General features: G+C 47.2%; 19 protein-coding genes and 1 pseudogene. 16 read left to right on the top strand and 4 right to left on the bottom strand.

From position 1 onward, the window contains the following. The 14 genes and pseudogenes from FFT88_RS12730 to lysS all read left to right on the top strand — a co-directional run. Positions 1–93 (top strand): JAB domain-containing protein (locus FFT88_RS12730; RefSeq protein WP_276609670.1); only part of this gene is annotated, 93 nt, incomplete at its 5' end. A 68-nt stretch (positions 94–161) separates the two neighbouring features. After that, on the top strand, positions 162–383 hold the full coding sequence (locus tag FFT88_RS12725) for a DUF987 domain-containing protein (RefSeq protein ID WP_001601167.1): 222 nt from the start codon (positions 162–164) through the stop codon (positions 381–383). 18 nt (positions 384–401) lie between these two features. Next, positions 402–1,049 carry a hypothetical protein gene (locus FFT88_RS12720; protein ID WP_032216527.1) on the top strand — a complete coding sequence of 216 codons (648 nt, stop codon included), beginning with the start codon at positions 402–404 and terminating at the stop codon, positions 1,047–1,049. 15 nt (positions 1,050–1,064) lie between these two features. Beyond that, on the top strand, positions 1,065–1,433 hold the full coding sequence (locus tag FFT88_RS12715; protein WP_061330307.1) for a type IV toxin-antitoxin system YeeU family antitoxin: 369 nt from the start codon (positions 1,065–1,067) through the stop codon (positions 1,431–1,433). A gap of 89 nt (positions 1,434–1,522) precedes the next feature. Continuing rightward, on the top strand, positions 1,523–1,900 hold the full coding sequence (locus tag FFT88_RS12710; RefSeq protein WP_061330310.1) for a TA system toxin CbtA family protein: 378 nt from the start codon (positions 1,523–1,525) through the stop codon (positions 1,898–1,900). Then, a pseudogene (locus FFT88_RS12705) lies at positions 1,897–2,046 on the top strand (DUF5983 family protein); the annotation flags it as partial. The gene FFT88_RS12710 and the pseudogene FFT88_RS12705, both read left to right, overlap by 4 nt. 75 nt (positions 2,047–2,121) lie before the next feature. Continuing rightward, entirely contained in the window at positions 2,122–2,319 is a 198-nt protein-coding gene (locus FFT88_RS12700) for a DUF957 domain-containing protein (RefSeq protein ID WP_087891818.1), read from the top strand. Positions 2,320–2,403: 84 nt separating this feature from the next. Then, positions 2,404–3,249 carry a DUF4942 domain-containing protein gene (locus tag FFT88_RS12695; protein ID WP_135405682.1) on the top strand — a complete coding sequence of 282 codons (846 nt, stop codon included), beginning with the start codon at positions 2,404–2,406 and terminating at the stop codon, positions 3,247–3,249. Between the two features lie 70 nt (positions 3,250–3,319). After that, positions 3,320–4,855, top strand: a complete 1,536-nt coding sequence (locus FFT88_RS12690; protein ID WP_135405681.1) for an EAL domain-containing protein — start codon at positions 3,320–3,322, stop codon at positions 4,853–4,855. A 788-nt stretch (positions 4,856–5,643) separates the two neighbouring features. Continuing rightward, positions 5,644–7,182, top strand: a complete 1,539-nt coding sequence (cadC, locus tag FFT88_RS12685; RefSeq protein WP_130216757.1) for a lysine decarboxylation/transport transcriptional activator CadC — start codon at positions 5,644–5,646, stop codon at positions 7,180–7,182. 362 nt (positions 7,183–7,544) lie between these two features. Continuing rightward, on the top strand, positions 7,545–8,879 hold the full coding sequence (cadB, locus tag FFT88_RS12680; protein WP_130205939.1) for a cadaverine/lysine antiporter: 1,335 nt from the start codon (positions 7,545–7,547) through the stop codon (positions 8,877–8,879). A gap of 79 nt (positions 8,880–8,958) precedes the next feature. Beyond that, positions 8,959–11,106 carry a lysine decarboxylase CadA gene (cadA, locus tag FFT88_RS12675; protein WP_135405680.1) on the top strand — a complete coding sequence of 716 codons (2,148 nt, stop codon included), beginning with the start codon at positions 8,959–8,961 and terminating at the stop codon, positions 11,104–11,106. Positions 11,107–11,164: 58 nt separating this feature from the next. Continuing rightward, positions 11,165–12,622 carry a dipeptide/tripeptide permease DtpC gene (gene dtpC / locus FFT88_RS12670; protein WP_135405679.1) on the top strand — a complete coding sequence of 486 codons (1,458 nt, stop codon included), beginning with the start codon at positions 11,165–11,167 and terminating at the stop codon, positions 12,620–12,622. 237 nt (positions 12,623–12,859) lie between these two features. Then, a complete protein-coding gene (gene lysS, locus FFT88_RS12665) occupies positions 12,860–14,377 on the top strand; it encodes a lysine--tRNA ligase (protein WP_130216763.1) in 1,518 nt (505 codons plus the stop codon). A 118-nt stretch (positions 14,378–14,495) separates the two neighbouring features. Here lysS and ghoT read toward each other — a convergent pair whose 3' ends face one another. The 4 genes from ghoT to yjdI all read right to left on the bottom strand — a co-directional run bounded on the left by ghoT (position 14,496) and on the right by yjdI (position 15,725). Next, positions 14,496–14,669: a type V toxin-antitoxin system toxin GhoT gene (ghoT, locus tag FFT88_RS12660; RefSeq protein WP_064525730.1), complete on the bottom strand. Its 174-nt coding sequence runs from the start codon at positions 14,667–14,669 to the stop codon at positions 14,496–14,498. A 27-nt stretch (positions 14,670–14,696) separates the two neighbouring features. Next, positions 14,697–14,993, bottom strand: coding sequence for a type V toxin-antitoxin system endoribonuclease antitoxin GhoS (gene ghoS, locus FFT88_RS12655; protein ID WP_130205929.1), 297 nt, complete (start codon positions 14,991–14,993; stop codon positions 14,697–14,699). Between the two features lie 217 nt (positions 14,994–15,210). Beyond that, positions 15,211–15,483: a GNAT family N-acetyltransferase gene (locus FFT88_RS12650; RefSeq protein WP_000405647.1), complete on the bottom strand. Its 273-nt coding sequence runs from the start codon at positions 15,481–15,483 to the stop codon at positions 15,211–15,213. An 11-nt stretch (positions 15,484–15,494) separates the two neighbouring features. Next, a complete protein-coding gene (yjdI, locus tag FFT88_RS12645) occupies positions 15,495–15,725 on the bottom strand; it encodes a 4Fe-4S mono-cluster protein YjdI (RefSeq protein WP_135405678.1) in 231 nt (76 codons plus the stop codon). Between the two features lie 179 nt (positions 15,726–15,904). Between yjdI and FFT88_RS12640 the strand changes: the two genes are divergently transcribed. Continuing rightward, positions 15,905–17,536, top strand: coding sequence for a sensor histidine kinase (locus tag FFT88_RS12640; protein ID WP_135405677.1), 1,632 nt, complete (start codon positions 15,905–15,907; stop codon positions 17,534–17,536). Continuing rightward, the gene (dcuR, locus tag FFT88_RS12635) at positions 17,533–18,252 is read left to right on the top strand and encodes a two-component system response regulator DcuR (protein WP_073511157.1); all 720 of its coding nucleotides are present in this window, start codon (positions 17,533–17,535) and stop codon (positions 18,250–18,252) included. Before FFT88_RS12640 ends, dcuR begins: the two co-directional genes overlap by 4 nt. Positions 18,253–18,379 lie beyond the last annotated feature (127 nt).

Here is an 18,379-nt window from a genome sequence, read left to right as displayed (position 1 = left end):
CAGGCACTGGCCCTGGTGGATATCCGGGTGCCGGACCATCTGATAATCGGTGGCAGCCAGGTTTTCTCCTTTGCTGAACACGGTCTGCTTTAACCCGTCACCATCACAACCACATCACACTTGTTTTCACTTTTATCTTCTGTCTTCAGAGGTATCCCATCATGAAAATTATCACCCGTGGTGAAGCCATGCGTATTCACCAACAGAATCCTGCATCCCGTCTTTTTCCGTTCTGTACCGGTAAGTACCGCTGGCACGGCAGTGCTGAAACGTATACCGGTCGTGAAGTGCAGGATATTCCCGGTGTGCTGGCCGTGTTTGCTGAACGCCGTAAGGACAGTTTTGGCCCGTATGTCCGGTTGATGAGCGTCACTCTGAACTGAGTCAGAAAGGGGATTCTGATGAGCAGCATTATCACCACCACAGTGTATACGCTGGATGAACTTTCCTGCCCTTCTGCACGGGAAAAAGCCCGCGACTGGTACCGTGTGCACCATTCTGACAGCAACTGGTATGAAAACGTGTACGAGGACTTCAGGGCGGTCTGTGGCATTTTCGGAATTGACCTCCGCCAGCGCGTTTTCCGGCTCAGCAACGGCAGGTTTATGGAAGAGCCGTGCATCTGGTTCAGCGGATTCTGCAGCCAGGGGGACGGAGCCTGTTTTGAAGGACGCTGGCACTGGCAATCAGCAACAGCCAGGAGGCTCCGGGAGTATGCCACACAGGACCATGAACTCCATCGTATCGCGGATGCCCTGCAGGCGGTGCAGAAACGTAACTTCTGGCAACTGCAGGCTGAAATCCACCACCGGGGACGTTACTGCCATCCGTACAGCATGGATATCACTGTTACCCGGAACAGTCCGACTGGTCAGGCTATGACAGCCGATGCGGAAGCCGCTGTCAGCGAAGCCCTGCGCGACCTGGCCTTCTGGTTGTACCGTCAGCTGGAAAACGAGTACGACAGGCTGACCTCTGATGCCGCTGTTGATGAGGCCCTTCTCATCAACGAATACACCTTCACCGAAGCCGGTCTGCGCGCCGGCTGACCTGAGGACTTTATCGTGTCAGACAAACTCCATGAGACAAATTATCCCGACGACCATAACGACCGCCTCTGGTGGGGACTGCCCTGCACCGTGACGCCCTGTTTCGGGGCACGTCTGGTGCAGGAGGGTAACCGGTTGCATTACCTTGCCGACCGCGCCGGTATCAGAGGCCTGTTCAGCGATGCAGATGCGTACCACCTGGACCAGGCCTTTCCGCTGCTGATGAAACAACTGGAGCTCATGCTCACCAGCGGTGAACTGAATCCCCGCCATCAGCATACCGTGACACTGTATGCGAAGGGGCTGACCTGTGAAGCCGACACCCTCGGCTCCTGTGGTTACGTTTATCTGGCTGTTTATCCGACGCCCGAAATGAAAAATTAACTCTCCAGAATAGCCTTCTGCTACGGCCTGGTGTTTTCACCACGCCACTTTCCCATTTTTCATCTCTGCATATCAGGAAAATCTTCAGTATGAACACATTACCCGACACACACGTACGGGAGGCATCGCGCTGCCCGTCTCCCGTCACCATCTGGCAGACACTGCTCACCCGACTGCTGGACCAGCATTACGGCCTCACGCTAAATGACACACCGTTCGCCGATGAACGTGTGATTGAGCAGCATATTGAAGCTGGCATTTCACTGTGTGATGCGGTGAACTTTCTCGTTGAAAAATACGCGCTGGTACGTACCGACCAGCCGGGATTCAGCACCTGTACCCACTCTCAGTTAATAAACAGCATCGATATCCTCCGGGCCCGCCGGGCGACAGGCCTGATGACCCGCGACAATTACAGAACGGTAAATGACATTACCCAGGGGAAGCATCCGGAGGCGAAACAATGAAACTGGCCCTGACGCTGGAGGCAGACAGCGTTAACGTGCAGGCACTGAACATGGGGCGCATTGTCGTTGACGTCGATGGTATTAAGCTCGCTGAACTGATTAACAAAGTCGCTGAAAACGGTTATTCACTCCGCGTGGTGGATGAACGTGACGCTACCGAAACACCGGCAACTTCTGCCAGCCCTCATCAGTTGCCGGAAGACAATACAGTGATACAGAGCGTGATGCCATTAACCACTGAAACAGCGCTGGATATCCTCATTGCGTGGCTGCAGGACAATATTGACTGCGAATCGGAAATTATCTTTGACAACGATGAGGATAAAACGGATTCGGCAGCACTGTTGCCCTGTATTGAACAGGCCAGGGAGGATATCCGTACCCTGCGCCAACTGCAGCTTCTGCAACAGAACCGGTGAGTCTTACTCACCAGACTTCATTCCACTGACGCCAGCCTGAACAGGGCTGGCGTTTTCATTTATCTGCAAAAAGGAATATCGATTATGTCTGAAATCACAGCCCCCCGTCCGGAAGTGGTCAACGGGCATACGGACGTTATCTGCTCAACCAGTATCCGCCACATTCTGGCTGTACGAAAGAGTACGCTGCTGCAAATCGACACACTTACCCGGCAACTGGCAGAAATCTCAGCAATGACAGAAAGTATTGGCGGTAAAACCGCACTGGACTGGGCGATGAAACAGGATTTTCGCTGCGGTTGCTGGCTGATGGAAAAACCTGAAACGGCAATGAAAGCCATCACCCGCAATCTCGATCGCGAAATCTGGCGTGACCTGATGCAACGTTCCGGGATGCTGTCATTAATGGATGCGCAGGCCCGTGAGACATGGTACCGGTCACTGGAATACGATAATTTTCCGGAAATCAGCGAAGCGAACATTCTGAGCACATTTAAACAACTGCACCAGAACAAAGATGAAGTGTTTGAGCGAGGGGTGATCAACGTCTTCAGGGGACTGAGCTGGAATTACAAAACTAATTGCCCCTGTAAATTTGGCAGTAAAATTATCATTAACAACCTGGTAAGGTGGGACCGGTGGGGATTTCATCTTATCACCGGGCAACAGGCTGACCGACTCGCCGATCTGGAAAGAATGTTGCACCTGTTCAGCGGTAAACCGATCCCCGACAACCGGGAAAACATCACTATTCATCTGGATGAGCACATCCGGTCTGTTCAGGGTAAAGAGTGCTATGAGGATGAAATGTTCAGAATTAAATACTTTAAGAAAGGCTCCGCGCACATCACGTTCAGGAAACCAGAACTGGTTGACAGGCTGAATGATATTATTGCGAAATACTATCCGGAAACCTTATCGTCCGTTTAACCCAAAGCACAGGCTCAGTACATACACAAAAACATTCTGATAAATCTGGCGTCATTCAGAGCAAAAAAACATGTTTTCCAGATTATTTGTAAAAAAACATACTCCAGCTATGGTGGCTGGTGGCCTGGTATTTCTGTTCATTGTTCTGCTGACATTTTTCTGGAAAAAAGCAGAGCTGGTGAATGACAGCCAGATCAGAGCTAATTTCGCACTTGGCTATATAGAAAACATTCTCAATCAGAACAACAGCATCAGCCCGGAAGCAGAACATTTGCTTCTGAATAACTGTAACACAGATACTCAGCGTGAATTAAGCAATCTGCTGCTGAAGCGCCCCCAACTTCGTGCACTGAGCCTGGCAAAACAAGAGGCTGTATTTTGCAGCACCCACCCCGGTTTGCCTGTCGGTCCAGTTGCTGAAAAGGAACGGTGGCGGCACGATATGCTGATTCATTTTCCTGAAGATACAGGTACTCTGCCCTGGATCCTGTTAAAAACACCTTACAAAAACGGTACGGTCATTACCGCCACGGATTATTATTTTATTCAGGACATCATCTCTGTGGTTCATGCGGTTCCTGCAATACGATTTCGTCTGGGAAACACAGTCCTGTCAGCCAGCGGAAAAAATGTCTCTCTGCTCCCGGACGACAGCAGCATACAAAAAGAAAGTCAGTCAACAAAATATCCGTTCTCCCTGATTTATACCATCCCGGTAAAAATGCAACTTATCTACGCCTGGAGACAGGCCTGGTATATGTTCCCTGTTGCCATCTTCGGTGGAATACTCACAGCCTTTCTGCTGTCCCGCCGTCGCCCATCCACCCCGATCGATATGCTGAAAAATGCACTTGCTCACAAAGAGTTCAGACCTTATTTTCAACCCATCATTTCCGCTAAAAATCACCAGCTAACCGGCTGCGAAGTACTGATTCGCTGGCATCACCCCGTCAGCGGGATTATCCCACCAAATCAGTTTATCCCGCTGGCAGAGTCCACCGGATTAATTGCCCCGATAACGCAACAGTTGATGTCTCAGGTCGAACATAGCCTTAACTCTGTTGCAGATTTTTTACCCGATCAATTTCATATTGGGATCAATATTTCACCAGCGCATTTTCTGTCCCCGGAACTGGAAGATCGCTGTATGAAGTTTCTATCCACCTTCCCGAAAGGGAAAGTGAAACTGGTTCTGGAACTGACTGAACGAAACCAGCTATCCGTCACAGCAGAATCAAAAGCGTTATTTGCGAAATTACATCAACAGGGAGTATTGTTCGCACTGGATGATTTTGGTGCTGGCTATGCAACCCACAGCTACCTGCAGTCGTTTCCCGTCGATTACATCAAACTCGATAAAGGGTTTGTACAAATGGTCGGCGTGGATGAAATCTCCGGGCATATAGTAGAAAATGTTATTGAGCTGGCTCGCCGGTTAGGTATTGATATCATTGCCGAAGGCATTGAAACCGAATCACAGGAGCTGTTCATGACAGAGAAAGGAAGCCGCTATCTGCAGGGATACCGCTATGCACCTCCACTACCCGCTGAACAGTTTATTGCTGAGTGGGTATACAACAGCGGAAACGGCAAAAACCAGAGATAACACATACTGAAATGGACCAGGATATGCGTCCCCCCTTTCACCTCATCTCCCAACTCCCGGGTTTGATTCCTTTTTCACTGCAAAAGGGACTGAGGGTACAAAAGAGGGTACATTTTTCACCAAACTAAACAAAGTAAACTAATATCATCATGATAGAAGCAATCTTCGATTCCGAGTCCGGCACCAAATTCATATGAACGGACCTCCACGGAGGTCCGTTTTTCGTTTCAGGACGCGACGATTTAACCGTTCTTCCTCCAAATCACTCCCACCAAACTCAACCAAATTCTCCCCACATCACCAGCATTTTGCGGGTATCCCCCTGTTTGAGAAAATTTGTCCCGGAGCTATGACACTGACTGACGCAAAATGTCGTGCGGCCCCGTGATGCTGTTGAACGTCAAATGACGTCATCAGGAGCGTAACGCATCCATAAACAGAACGCCGACTGATGAGATTTCCTGGATGCGAACAAAGAGAAATGTATCAGTCCGTTTGATCATACAAAGACTAACAATCCATTAAAATAGTAAGCGTTCCAGGCAATTTTCCGGGGATTATTTTCTGAACGTTTTCTTTGGCAAAGATAATCAATCCTGGTGGTAAGGCAAATTACTTCTGATTCTCATTAAAGTCCTTTCGTAAGGCGATGTAATCAAGAGGTTTACGGCTGGTAAAAATAACGTCTCACATTCACCTGTAATATGTAAACGCATCCATCTATAGATGGTAAAAATAGGTTATGGCAATTATCATTGCACCATTCCCTTTTCGAATGAGTTTTTATTATGCAACAACCTGTAGTTCGCGTTGGCGAGTGGCTTGTTACTCCGTCCATAAACCAAATTAGTCGCAATGGGCGTCAACTTACCCTTGAGCCGAGACTAATCGATCTTCTGGTTTTCTTTGCTCAACACAGTGGCGAAGTACTTAGCAGAGATGAACTTATCGATAATGTCTGGAAGAGAAGTATTGTTACCAATCACGTTGTAACGCAGAGTATCTCAGAACTGCGTAAGTCATTAAAAGATAATGATGAAGATAGTCTTGTCTATATCGCTACTGTACCAAAGCGCGGTTATAAATTAATGGTGCCAGTTATCTGGTACAGCGAAGAGGAGGGAGAAGAAATAATGCAATCTTCGCCTCCCCCTATACCAGAGGCGATTCCTGACACAGATTCCCCTTCCCACAGTCTTAACATTCAAAACACCGCAACGCCACCTGAACAATCCCCAGTTAAAAGCAAACGATTCACTACCTTTTGGGTATGGTTTTTTTTCCTGTTGTCGTTAGGTATCTGTGTAGCACTGGTGGCGTTTTCCAGTCTTGAAACGCGTCTTCCTATGAGTAAATCGCGTATTTTGCTCAATCCACGCGATATTGACATTAATATGGTGAATAAGAGTTGTAACAGCTGGACTTCCCCGTATCAGCTCTCTTACGCGATAGGTGTGGGTGATTTGGTGGCTACGTCACTTAATACCTTCTCCACTTTTATGGTTCATGACAAAATCAACTACAACATTGATGAACCGAGCAGTTCCGGTAAAACATTATCTATTGCGTTTGTTAATCAGCGCCAATACCGCGCTCAACAGTGCTTTATGTCGGTGAAATTGGTAGACAATGCAGATGGTTCGACCATGCTGGATAAACGTTATGTCATCACTAACGGTAATCAGCTGGCGATTCAAAATGATTTACTGGAGAGTTTGTCAAAAGCGTTAAATCAACCTTGGCCACAACGAATGCAGGAGATGCTCCAACAAATTTTGCCTCATCGTGGTGCGTTATTAACTAATTTTTATCAGGCACATGATTATTTAATGCATGGTGATGATAAATCATTGAACCGTGCCAGTGAGTTATTAGGTGAGATTGTTCAATCATCTCCCGAATTTACCTACGCGAGAGCAGAGAAAGCATTAGTTGATATAGTACGTCATTCTCAGCATCCTTTAGATGAAAAACAATTAGCAGCACTGAACACAGAAATTGATAACATTGCTACACTGCCAGGAATGAATAATCTGGCCATTCTCTATCAAATAAAAGCGGTCAGTGCTCTGACAAAAGGAAAAACAGACGAATCTTATCAGGCGATAAATACTGGTATTGACCTTGAAATGTCCTGGCTAAATTATGTGTTGCTTGGCAAAGTTTATGAGATGAAGGGGATGAACCGAGAAGCTGCTGATGCATATCTCACCGCCTTTAATTTACGCCCAGGAGCAAACACCCTTTACTGGATTGAAAATGGCATATTCCAGACTTCTGTTTCTTATGTTGTTCCTTATCTCGACAAATTTCTCGCGTCAGAATAAACAAATCCTGGATTGATTCATTCGCGGGGATTTTAAGCGTTAAACGCTTGTATATTTATTGACATAACATGTTGCAGCAATTTATTTGCTGCATAACTTTTTATTACATAAATTTAACCAGAAACTTTCTCATAACTCATTGTAAATATTGAATGTTTATCTTTTCATGATATCAACTTGCGATTCTGATCTGTTGATGAAGAGCTAAAATCCTCACTGACATAAACTTTTGTATTATTTCACCTAATCTTTAGGATTAATCTTTTTTTTTGAGTAGTCTTGTCGCCAGTTTGGTCTGGTCAGTAAATAGTTATACATCATGACCCGGACTCCAAATTCTAAAATGAAATTAGGAGAAGAGCATGAGTTCTGCCAAGAAGATTGGGCTATTTGCCTGTACCGGTGTTGTTGCCGGTAATATGATGGGGAGCGGTATTGCATTATTACCCGCGAACCTTGCAAGTATCGGTGGTATTGCTATCTGGGGTTGGATCATCTCTATTATTGGTGCAATGTCGCTGGCTTATGTATATGCCCGACTGGCAACAAAGAACCCGCAACAAGGTGGCCCAATTGCTTATGCTGGAGAAATTTCCCCTGCATTTGGTTTTCAGACAGGTGTTCTTTATTACCATGCTAACTGGATTGGTAACCTGGCGATTGGTATTACCGCTGTATCTTATCTTTCCACCTTCTTCCCAGTATTAAATGATCCTGTTCCGGCGGGTATCGCTTGTATTGCTATCGTCTGGGTATTTACCTTTGTAAATATGCTCGGCGGTACCTGGGTAAGCCGTTTAACCACTATTGGCCTGGTGCTGGTTCTTATTCCTGTGGTTATGACTGCTATTGTTGGCTGGCATTGGTTTGATGCTGCAACTTATGCAGCTAACTGGAATACTGCGGGTACCACTGATGGTCATGCGATCATTAAAAGTATTCTGCTCTGCCTGTGGGCCTTCGTGGGTGTTGAATCCGCAGCTGTAAGTACTGGTATGGTTAAAAACCCGAAACGTACCGTTCCACTGGCAACCATGCTGGGTACTGGTTTAGCAGGTATTGTTTACATTGCTGCGACTCAGGTGCTTTCCGGTATGTATCCGTCTTCTGTAATGGCAGCTTCCGGTGCTCCGTTTGCAATCAGTGCCTCAACTATCCTCGGTAACTGGGCTGCGCCGCTGGTTTCTGCATTCACCGCCTTTGCGTGCCTGACTTCTCTGGGCTCCTGGATGATGCTGGTAGGCCAGGCAGGTGTACGTGCCGCTAACGACGGTAACTTCCCGAAAGTTTATGGTGAAGTCGACAGCAACGGTATTCCGAAAAAAGGTCTGCTGCTGGCTGCAGTGAAAATGACTGCCCTGATGATCCTCATCACTCTGATGAACTCTGCCGGTGGTAAAGCATCTGACCTGTTCGGTGAACTGACCGGTATCGCAGTACTGCTGACTATGCTGCCGTACTTCTACTCTTGCGTTGACCTGATTCGTTTTGAAGGCGTTAACATCCGCAACTTTGTCAGCCTGATCTGCTCTGTACTGGGTTGCGTGTTCTGCTTCATCGCTCTGATGGGCGCAAGCTCCTTCGAGCTGGCAGGTACCTTCATCGTCAGCCTGATTATCCTGATGTTCTACGCTCGCAAAATGCACGAGCGCCAGAGCCACTCAATGGATAACCACACAGCATCTAACGCACATTAATTAAAAGTATTTTCCGAGGCTCCTCCTTTCATTTTGTCCCATGTGTTGGGAGGGGCCTTTTTTACCTGGAGATATGACTATGAACGTTATTGCAATATTGAATCACATGGGGGTTTATTTTAAAGAAGAACCCATCCGTGAACTTCATCGCGCGCTTGAACGTCTGAACTTCCAGATTGTTTACCCGAACGACCGTGACGACTTATTAAAACTGATCGAAAACAATGCGCGTCTGTGCGGCGTTATTTTTGACTGGGATAAATATAATCTCGAGTTGTGCGAAGAAATTAGCAAAATGAACGAGAACCTGCCGTTGTACGCGTTCGCTAATACATATTCCACACTCGATGTAAGTCTGAACGATCTGCGTTTACAGATTAGCTTCTTTGAATATGCGCTGGGTGCTGCTGATGATATTGCTAACAAGATCAAGCAGACCACTGACGAATATATCAACACTATTCTGCCTCCGCTGACCAAAGCGCTGTTTAAATATGTTCGTGAAGGTAAATATACTTTCTGTACTCCTGGTCACATGGGCGGTACTGCATTCCAGAAAAGCCCGGTAGGTAGCCTGTTCTATGATTTCTTTGGTCCGAACACCATGAAATCTGATATTTCCATTTCAGTATCTGAACTGGGTTCCCTGCTGGATCACAGCGGTCCACACAAAGAAGCAGAACAGTATATCGCTCGCGTCTTTAACGCAGAGCGCAGCTACATGGTGACCAACGGTACTTCCACTGCGAACAAAATTGTTGGTATGTACTCTGCTCCGGCAGGCAGCACCATTCTGATTGACCGTAACTGCCACAAATCGCTGACCCATCTGATGATGATGAGCGATGTTACGCCAATCTATTTCCGCCCGACCCGTAACGCTTACGGTATTCTTGGCGGTATCCCACAGAGTGAATTCCAGCACGCAACCATTGCTAAGCGCGTTAAAGAAACACCAAACGCAACCTGGCCGGTACATGCCGTAATTACCAACTCTACCTATGATGGTCTGCTGTACAACACCGACTTCATTAAGAAAACGCTGGATGTGAAATCCATCCACTTTGACTCCGCGTGGGTGCCTTACACCAACTTCTCACCGATTTACGAAGGTAAATGCGGTATGAGCGGTGGCCGTGTCGAAGGGAAAGTGATTTACGAAACCCAGTCCACTCACAAACTGCTGGCGGCGTTCTCTCAGGCTTCCATGATCCACGTTAAAGGTGACGTAAACGAAGAAACCTTTAACGAAGCCTACATGATGCACACCACCACTTCTCCGCACTACGGTATCGTGGCGTCCACTGAAACTGCTGCGGCGATGATGAAAGGTAATGCCGGTAAACGCCTGATCGACGGTTCCATTGAACGTGCGATCAAGTTCCGTAAAGAGATCAAACGTCTGAGAACGGAATCTGATGGCTGGTTCTTTGATGTATGGCAGCCGGATCATATCGATACCACTGAATGCTGGCCGCTGCGTTCTGACAGCACCTGGCACGGCTTCAAAAACATCGATAACGAGCACATGTATCTTGACCCGATCAAAGTCACTCTGCTGACTCCGGGGATGGAAAAAGACGGCACCATGAGCGACTTTGGTATTCCGGCCAGCATCGTGGCGAAATACCTCGACGAACATGGCATCATTGTTGAGAAAACCGGCCCGTATAACCTGCTGTTCCTGTTCAGCATCGGTATCGATAAGACCAAAGCACTGAGCCTGCTGCGTGCTCTGACTGACTTCAAACGTGCGTTCGACCTGAACCTGCGTGTGAAAAACATGCTGCCGTCTCTGTATCGTGAAGACCCTGAATTCTATGAAAACATGCGTATTCAGGAACTGGCTCAGAATATCCACAAACTGATTGTTCACCACAATCTGCCGGATCTGATGTATCGCGCATTTGAAGTGCTGCCGACAATGGTAATGACTCCGTATGCTGCGTTCCAGAAAGAGCTGCACGGTATGACCGAAGAAGTTTACCTCGACGAAATGGTAGGTCGTATTAACGCCAATATGATCCTTCCGTATCCGCCGGGAGTTCCTCTGGTAATGCCGGGTGAAATGATCACCGAAGAAAGCCGTCCGGTTCTGGAGTTCCTGCAGATGCTGTGTGAAATCGGCGCTCACTATCCGGGCTTTGAAACCGATATTCACGGTGCATACCGTCAGGCTGATGGCCGCTATACCGTTAAGGTATTGAAAGAAGAAGGCAAAAAATAATTAGCTAGTACAAGGGAAGTGGCTTGCCACTTCCCTTTTTTGCTCATAAGGAGAACACATGAAAACACCCTCACAGCCGCGCGCGATATACTATATCGTGGCGATCCAGATCTGGGAGTACTTCAGTTTTTACGGCATGCGTGCCTTACTCATTCTCTATCTCACCCATCAGCTTGGTTTTGATGATAACCATGCCATCAGCCTGTTCAGCGCATACGCTTCTTTGGTTTACGTTACCCCTATTCTCGGCGGCTGGCTTGCCGACCGCCTGCTCGGCAACCGCACTGCGGTAATTGCCGGCGCGCTGTTAATGACCCTTGGCCATGTGGTGCTGGGCATTGATACAAATTCAACCTTTAGCCTGTATCTGGCGCTGGCAATCATTATTTGTGGCTACGGTTTATTCAAATCAAACATCAGCTGTTTGCTTGGCGAGCTCTACGACGAGAACGATCATCGACGTGATGGCGGTTTTTCGCTGCTGTATGCCGCGGGCAATATTGGCTCTATCGCAGCCCCCATCGCCTGCGGCCTGGCTGCTCAGTGGTATGGCTGGCATGTTGGCTTTGCCCTTGCGGGTGGCGGCATGTTTATCGGTTTGTTGATTTTCTTAAGCGGTCATCGTCATTTCCAGTCCACGCGTAGCATGGATAAAAAAGCGCTCACTCGCGTGAAATTTGCCTTACCGGTATGGAGCTGGTTAGTGGTGATGCTCTGTTTAGCCCCAGTATTTTTTACCCTGCTGCTGGAGAACGACTGGTCCGGATATTTGCTGGCGATTGTTTGCCTTATTGCTGCACAAATCATTGCCCGCATGATGATCAAATTCCCCGAACACCGCCGTGCTCTTTGGCAAATTGTATTGTTGATGTTTGTCGGGACGTTGTTCTGGGTACTGGCACAACAGGGCGGCAGTACCATCAGCTTGTTTATCGATCGCTTTGTGAATCGTCAGGCATTCAATATTGAAGTACCTACTGCGCTATTCCAGTCAGTGAATGCAATTGCGGTGATGCTCGCTGGGGTTGTTCTGGCCTGGCTGGCGTCGCCAGAAAGCCGCGGCAATTCAACATTGCGCGTCTGGCTGAAGTTTGCCTTTGGCTTACTGCTGATGGCTTGTGGCTTTATGTTGCTGGCATTTGATGCCCGACATGCAGCGGCTGGCGGTCAAGCGTCAATGGGTGTGATGATATCCGGGCTGGCGCTAATGGGCTTTGCCGAACTCTTTATTGACCCGGTGGCGATTGCGCAAATCACGCGTCTGAAAATGTCTGGCGTATTAACCGGTATTTATATGCTGGCAACAGGCGCGGTCGCCAACTGGCTGGCAGGCGTAGTGGCACAACAGACGACTGAGTCGCAAATTAGCGGTATGGCAATTGCAGCTTACCAGCGATTCTTTTCCCAGATGGGAGAGTGGACGTTGGCTTGTGTCGCGATCATCGTGGCATTGGCCTTTGCTACCCGATTTCTGTTTAGCACTCCGACGAATATGATACAGGAAAGCAACGATTAACTGCTGTAAAAACAATTAGTTATAAACTAATTGCCTTTCAGTTAATCACACTAGCAAATCCCAGATTAATAAGATATTTAAACCATTTTTATGGTTATTTATTAGTGATATCAACTTGAGGTAAGCGTTGGTTTAGATAAGATGAACTGAGTTACTAATAGTCGAGGCAGATAATACAGTGTACCGATCTGTCTCTTTATCTACGCTAAATTGAAAGCTGGATTAAGAGGAACCAAAATGTCTGAACAAGAAACACAGGGAGCCAATGAGGCTATTGATTTTAACGATGAAATGAGAAATCGTCGCGAAAAACTGGCAGCGCTGCGTCAGCAAGGCGTGGCGTTTCCCAATGATTTTCGCCGCGACCATACTTCTGACCAGTTGCACGAAGAGTTCGATGCGAAGGATAACCAGGAACTGGAATCCTTAAACATTGAAGTCTCGATTGCTGGCCGAATGATGACCCGTCGAATCATGGGGAAAGCCTCCTTTGTAACATTGCAGGATGTCGGTGGCCGTATTCAACTGTACGTTGCACGAGATAGCCTGCCAGAAGGTGTTTATAACGATCAGTTTAAAAAATGGGACCTGGGTGACATTATCGGTGCCCGCGGTACGCTGTTTAAGACGCAAACTGGTGAGCTTTCCATTCACTGTACTGAGTTACGCCTGCTGACTAAAGCACTACGTCCTTTACCAGATAAATTCCATGGTCTGCAGGATCAGGAAGTCCGTTATCGTCAACGTTATCTGGACCTCATCGCTAACGATAAATCCCGTCAAACGTTTGTTGTCCGTTCAAAAATTCTGGCCGCTATCCGCCAGTTCATGGTCGCGCGCGGCTTTATGGAAGTAGAAACCCCGATGATGCAGGTAATTCCAGGTGGGGCATCTGCTCGCCCGTTTATTACCCATCATAATGCTCTGGATTTAGATATGTATCTGCGTATCGCGCCGGAGCTGTATCTGAAACGTCTGGTTGTAGGTGGTTTTGAACGGGTATTCGAAATCAACCGTAACTTCCGTAATGAAGGTATTTCTGTTCGTCATAATCCTGAGTTCACGATGATGGAACTCTACATGGCGTATGCGGATTACCACGATTTGATTGAACTGACAGAGTCACTGTTCCGCACCCTGGCACAAGAGGTACTGGGTACCACTAAAGTCACTTATGGCGAGCATGTGTTTGATTTCGGCAAACCGTTTGAAAAACTCACCATGCGCGAAGCAATCAAAAAATATCGTCCAGAAACTGAGATGGCCGACCTGGATAATTTTGATGCCGCTAAAGCATTAGCTGAATCTATCGGTATTACAGTAGAGAAAAGCTGGGGGCTGGGACGTATTGTCACCGAAATCTTTGATGAAGTTGCAGAAGCACATCTGATTCAGCCAACCTTTATTACTGAGTATCCGGCAGAAGTGTCACCGCTGGCGCGCCGTAATGATGTTAACCCGGAAATCACCGACCGTTTTGAATTCTTCATCGGTGGTCGTGAAATCGGTAATGGTTTTAGCGAATTAAACGACGCAGAAGATCAGGCTGAACGTTTCCAGGAACAGGTTAACGCCAAAGCTGCAGGTGACGACGAAGCGATGTTCTACGACGAAGATTACGTGACTGCGTTGGAATATGGTCTGCCGCCAACCGCAGGTCTGGGAATTGGTATCGACCGAATGATTATGCTGTTTACTAACAGTCATACTATTCGCGACGTTATTCTCTTCCCGGCGATGCGTCCACAGAAATAAGTTTCACTTTAATGAACGAAGCAGCCAGGCGACTGCTTCGTTCGTCGTTCCGCAAATCAATTTTTGAGGAGAGACGCTTCGTTTCAAGATAACCAGCGGATCCACTCAACCACAGCTCCTAAAAGAGAGAAAAAAGTAATGCCACAGGCAGACTCATTGGCCAGGTTATTCCTACCAGGAATGCACTAAGTAAACGAATATGTGTTTTCTCATGTGAGATAAACCAGATAATGACAAAGGATATGTTCACACCAATCACATAAAAAATTAATATTTTAGAGAATAGTGTCATTTTTTATGTTCTTCTTATCCTTCCTGGCTACTTGTAAAACTGACGGAAATAGTCATCAACTATCATAATGTTGAGGTCAAAATCAATATCTGGCAAGTCTAAGCATTTGATCCTGATTAAATCTTCAATTTCACTTGCGGCTAATGATGTCGTTATTGCGAAAGAATTCTCATTCAATTGTCGTGGTATTCCATATTCATCAGCCACTATAGAGGAGAAGTTCATATCATGCATCAATGATCTTAACCTTAAGAAAACTGAGGAATAAGATGATGGATAATCAAAAGAAACGACATAAGTATTGAACTTTTTTTTACCTTCCATAATAAGACTCCTATCAATATTAAATGCCCTGGGGATGCAAAGTTTATTAACCCCGATTGATGATTCTCATATAGGAGATATTCTTTTTTTTTTGCTCACTAAAGGGGATGACTTGGGACAAGAAAAAGCTCTCTCTGACCATTCTTTGTGCATCCCCCGACCCTTCAGATACTCCCCTGCATCGCATTACGCAGAGCATGAAAAATATCGTTACTCATCAACTGCGAATATCATCATACTCACGCGTTTTATCAAATTCGTGTTTCGCAAATGGGCACAGTGGGATAATTTTTCGTTTTTCCCGGCGCATTTTTTCCACGACTTTCGCAACCAACTGTTTACCAATCCCTTGCCCTTTCAGGCTTTCATCAACATCGGTATGTTCGATAATCGCTAAATTCTCTCCAGTCGGCACAAAGACAATTTCAGCGATTTGCTTACCCTGCTCGTCATTGATGTAAAATTTATTGTGACCTTCACGTATTTCCATTTTTCCCTCGCTTATTTATGACGGTATTTCAGTGCGCCGCTCGGGCACGTATCAATCACTTTCACTACAGTGGCGACGTCCACTTCATCCGGCATGATCCACGGCTTACGTTTGAGATTAAATAACTTGCCGTTGCCACGTACGCAATTGCCAGAATGCTGACATATTGCAGTGTTGAACCAGACATCGATCTTTTCGCCGGTATAGCAGCGATAACCACCGTCCAGTAGATCCTGCTCCATGACCTTCCCTCTCTCATCAGTATGGTTTTCGCAATAAGCATAGCCCGGAATCTTCATACAGCACCGGCAGTTTCAGTTTCCAGAGCCTCTCCCCCTATATAGCCAATTATTCTTACTCCCTTTGAATTACCTGCCTCATCAGAGATAATGCTTAAGAAATTTGTCACACAAGGAAGCTGATGAGACATTCATTGCCCTACCGCAAGTTACGCAAACGTCCGATGAAATTGAGTACCACAGTGATCTTAATGGTCAGCGCGGTGCTGTTCTCGGTACTGTTGGTGGTGCACCTGATTTACTTCTCGCAAATCAGTGATATGACGCGTGACGGACTGGCCAACAAGGCGCTGGCGGTGGCGCGTACCCTTGCCGATTCGCCGGAAATCCGTCAGGGCTTGCAGAAAAAACCGCAGGAGAGCGGGATCCAGGCCATCGCGGAAGCCGTGCGCAAACGTAACGATCTGCTGTTTATTGTCGTTACCGATATGCAAAGTCTTCGCTACTCGCATCCTGAAGCCCAGCGTATTGGTCAGCCATTTAAAGGTGATGACATCCTTAACGCGCTGAATGGCGAAGAAAATGTCGCTATCAATCGCGGTTTTCTGGCGCAGGCTTTACGCGTATTTACCCCCATCTATGATGAGAATAATAAACAGATTGGCGTGGTGGCGATCGGCCTTGAGTTAAGCCGCGTGACCCAACAGATCAATGACAGTCGCTGGAGCATTATCTGGTCGGTGTTATTTGGCATGCTGGTCGGCCTCATCGGCACCTGCATTCTGGTTAAGGTGCTGAAAAAAATGCTTTTCGGCCTGGAACCCTACGAAATATCCACACTGTTTGAGCAACGCCAGGCCATGTTGCAGTCTATCAAAGAAGGCGTCGTTGCCGTGGACGATCGCGGCGAGGTCACGCTGATCAACGATGCCGCACAAGAATTGCTGAATTACCGTAAGTCGCAGGACGATGAGAAACTGTCGACGCTAAGCCACTCGTGGTCACAGGTAGTAGATGTTTCGGAAGTGTTACGCGACGGTACGCCGCGCCGCGACGAAGAGATTACCGTCAAAGATCGGCTATTACTGATCAACACCGTTCCGGTGCGCAGTAATGGAGTTATCATCGGTGCCATTTCAACCTTCAGGGATAAAACTGAAGTACGTAAACTGATGCAGCGATTGGATGGTCTGGTCAACTATGCTGACGCACTTCGTGAACGATCCCACGAATTTATGAATAAATTGCACGTGATTCTCGGATTATTGCATCTGAAGAGTTATAAGCAGTTGGAAGATTACATTCTCAAAACAGCCAATAACTATCAGGAAGAGATTGGCTCTCTGTTGGGCAAGATCAAATCGCCGGTTATCGCTGGTTTTTTAATCAGCAAGATTAACCGCGCGACCGATTTAGGCCATACGCTGATTTTAAACAGCGAGAGCCAGTTGCCCGACAGCGGCAGTGAAGACCAGGTCGCGACGCTGATTACCACGTTGGGAAATCTGATAGAAAACGCGCTGGAGGCATTAGGGCCGGAACCCGGAGGCGAAATTAGCGTAACATTGCACTACCGTCACGGCTGGCTGCACTGTGAAGTTAACGATGATGGACCGGGGATCGCACCCGACAAAATCGATCACATTTTTGACAAAGGTGTCTCGACAAAAGGAAGCGAACGAGGCGTCGGTTTAGCTCTTGTCAAACAACAGGTAGAAAATCTCGACGGCAGTATCGCCGTAGAATCGGAACCCGGGATTTTCACACAATTTTTTGTCCAGATACCCTGGGACGGGGAGAAGTCGAGCAAATGATCAATGTATTAATTATCGATGACGACGCAATGGTGGCGGAGCTGAATCGCCGATACGTGGCGCAGATCCCGGGCTTTCAATGCTGCGGAACGGCCTCGACACTGGAAAAAGCCAAAGAGATAATTTTCAACAGCGACACGTCTATTGACCTGATATTGCTCGATATCTATATGCAGAAGGAGAACGGGCTCGATTTACTTCCGGTACTGCATAACGCTCGCTGCAAAAGCGATGTGATAGTCATCTCTTCCGCCGCCGATGCCGCGACGATTAAAGATTCGCTGCATTACGGCGTTGTTGATTACCTGATAAAACCCTTCCAGGCATCACGCTTTGAAGAGGCACTCACCGGCTGGCGACAAAAGAAAATGGCGCTGGAAAAACATCAGTATTATGACCAGGCCGAGCTGGATCAGCTAATCCACGGCAGCAGCTCCAACGAGCAGGATCCTCGTCGCTTGCCAAAAGGCTTAACGCCGCAGACGTTACGCACGCTGTGCCAGTGGATTGACGCGCATCAGGACTATGAGTTTTCAACCGACGAGTTGGCCAACGAGGTGAACATCTCGCGCGTTTCCTGCCGCAAGTACCTGATCTGGCTGGTCAACTGCCACATCTTATTTACCAGCATTCATTATGGCGTCACGGGTCGTCCGGTTTACCGTTACCGTATTCAAGCGGAACATTACTCATTACTGAAACAATATTGCCAATAACGCACCATTGGTTATCCGCAAGTAACAATTATTGCAGTAATGCAAAAGAGCACTGGCACAAGTTACATCGTCCATCAGTAAAACTTGTGCCAGATCAAATATAATTATCCCCTTCTCATTTCATCGA

The organism is Escherichia sp. E4930 (assembly GCF_005845405.1).
GTDB lineage: Bacteria > Pseudomonadota > Gammaproteobacteria > Enterobacterales > Enterobacteriaceae > Escherichia.
The sequence above is the reverse complement of the archived record's forward strand: the minus strand, read 5'-3'. Positions and strand labels throughout refer to the sequence as shown.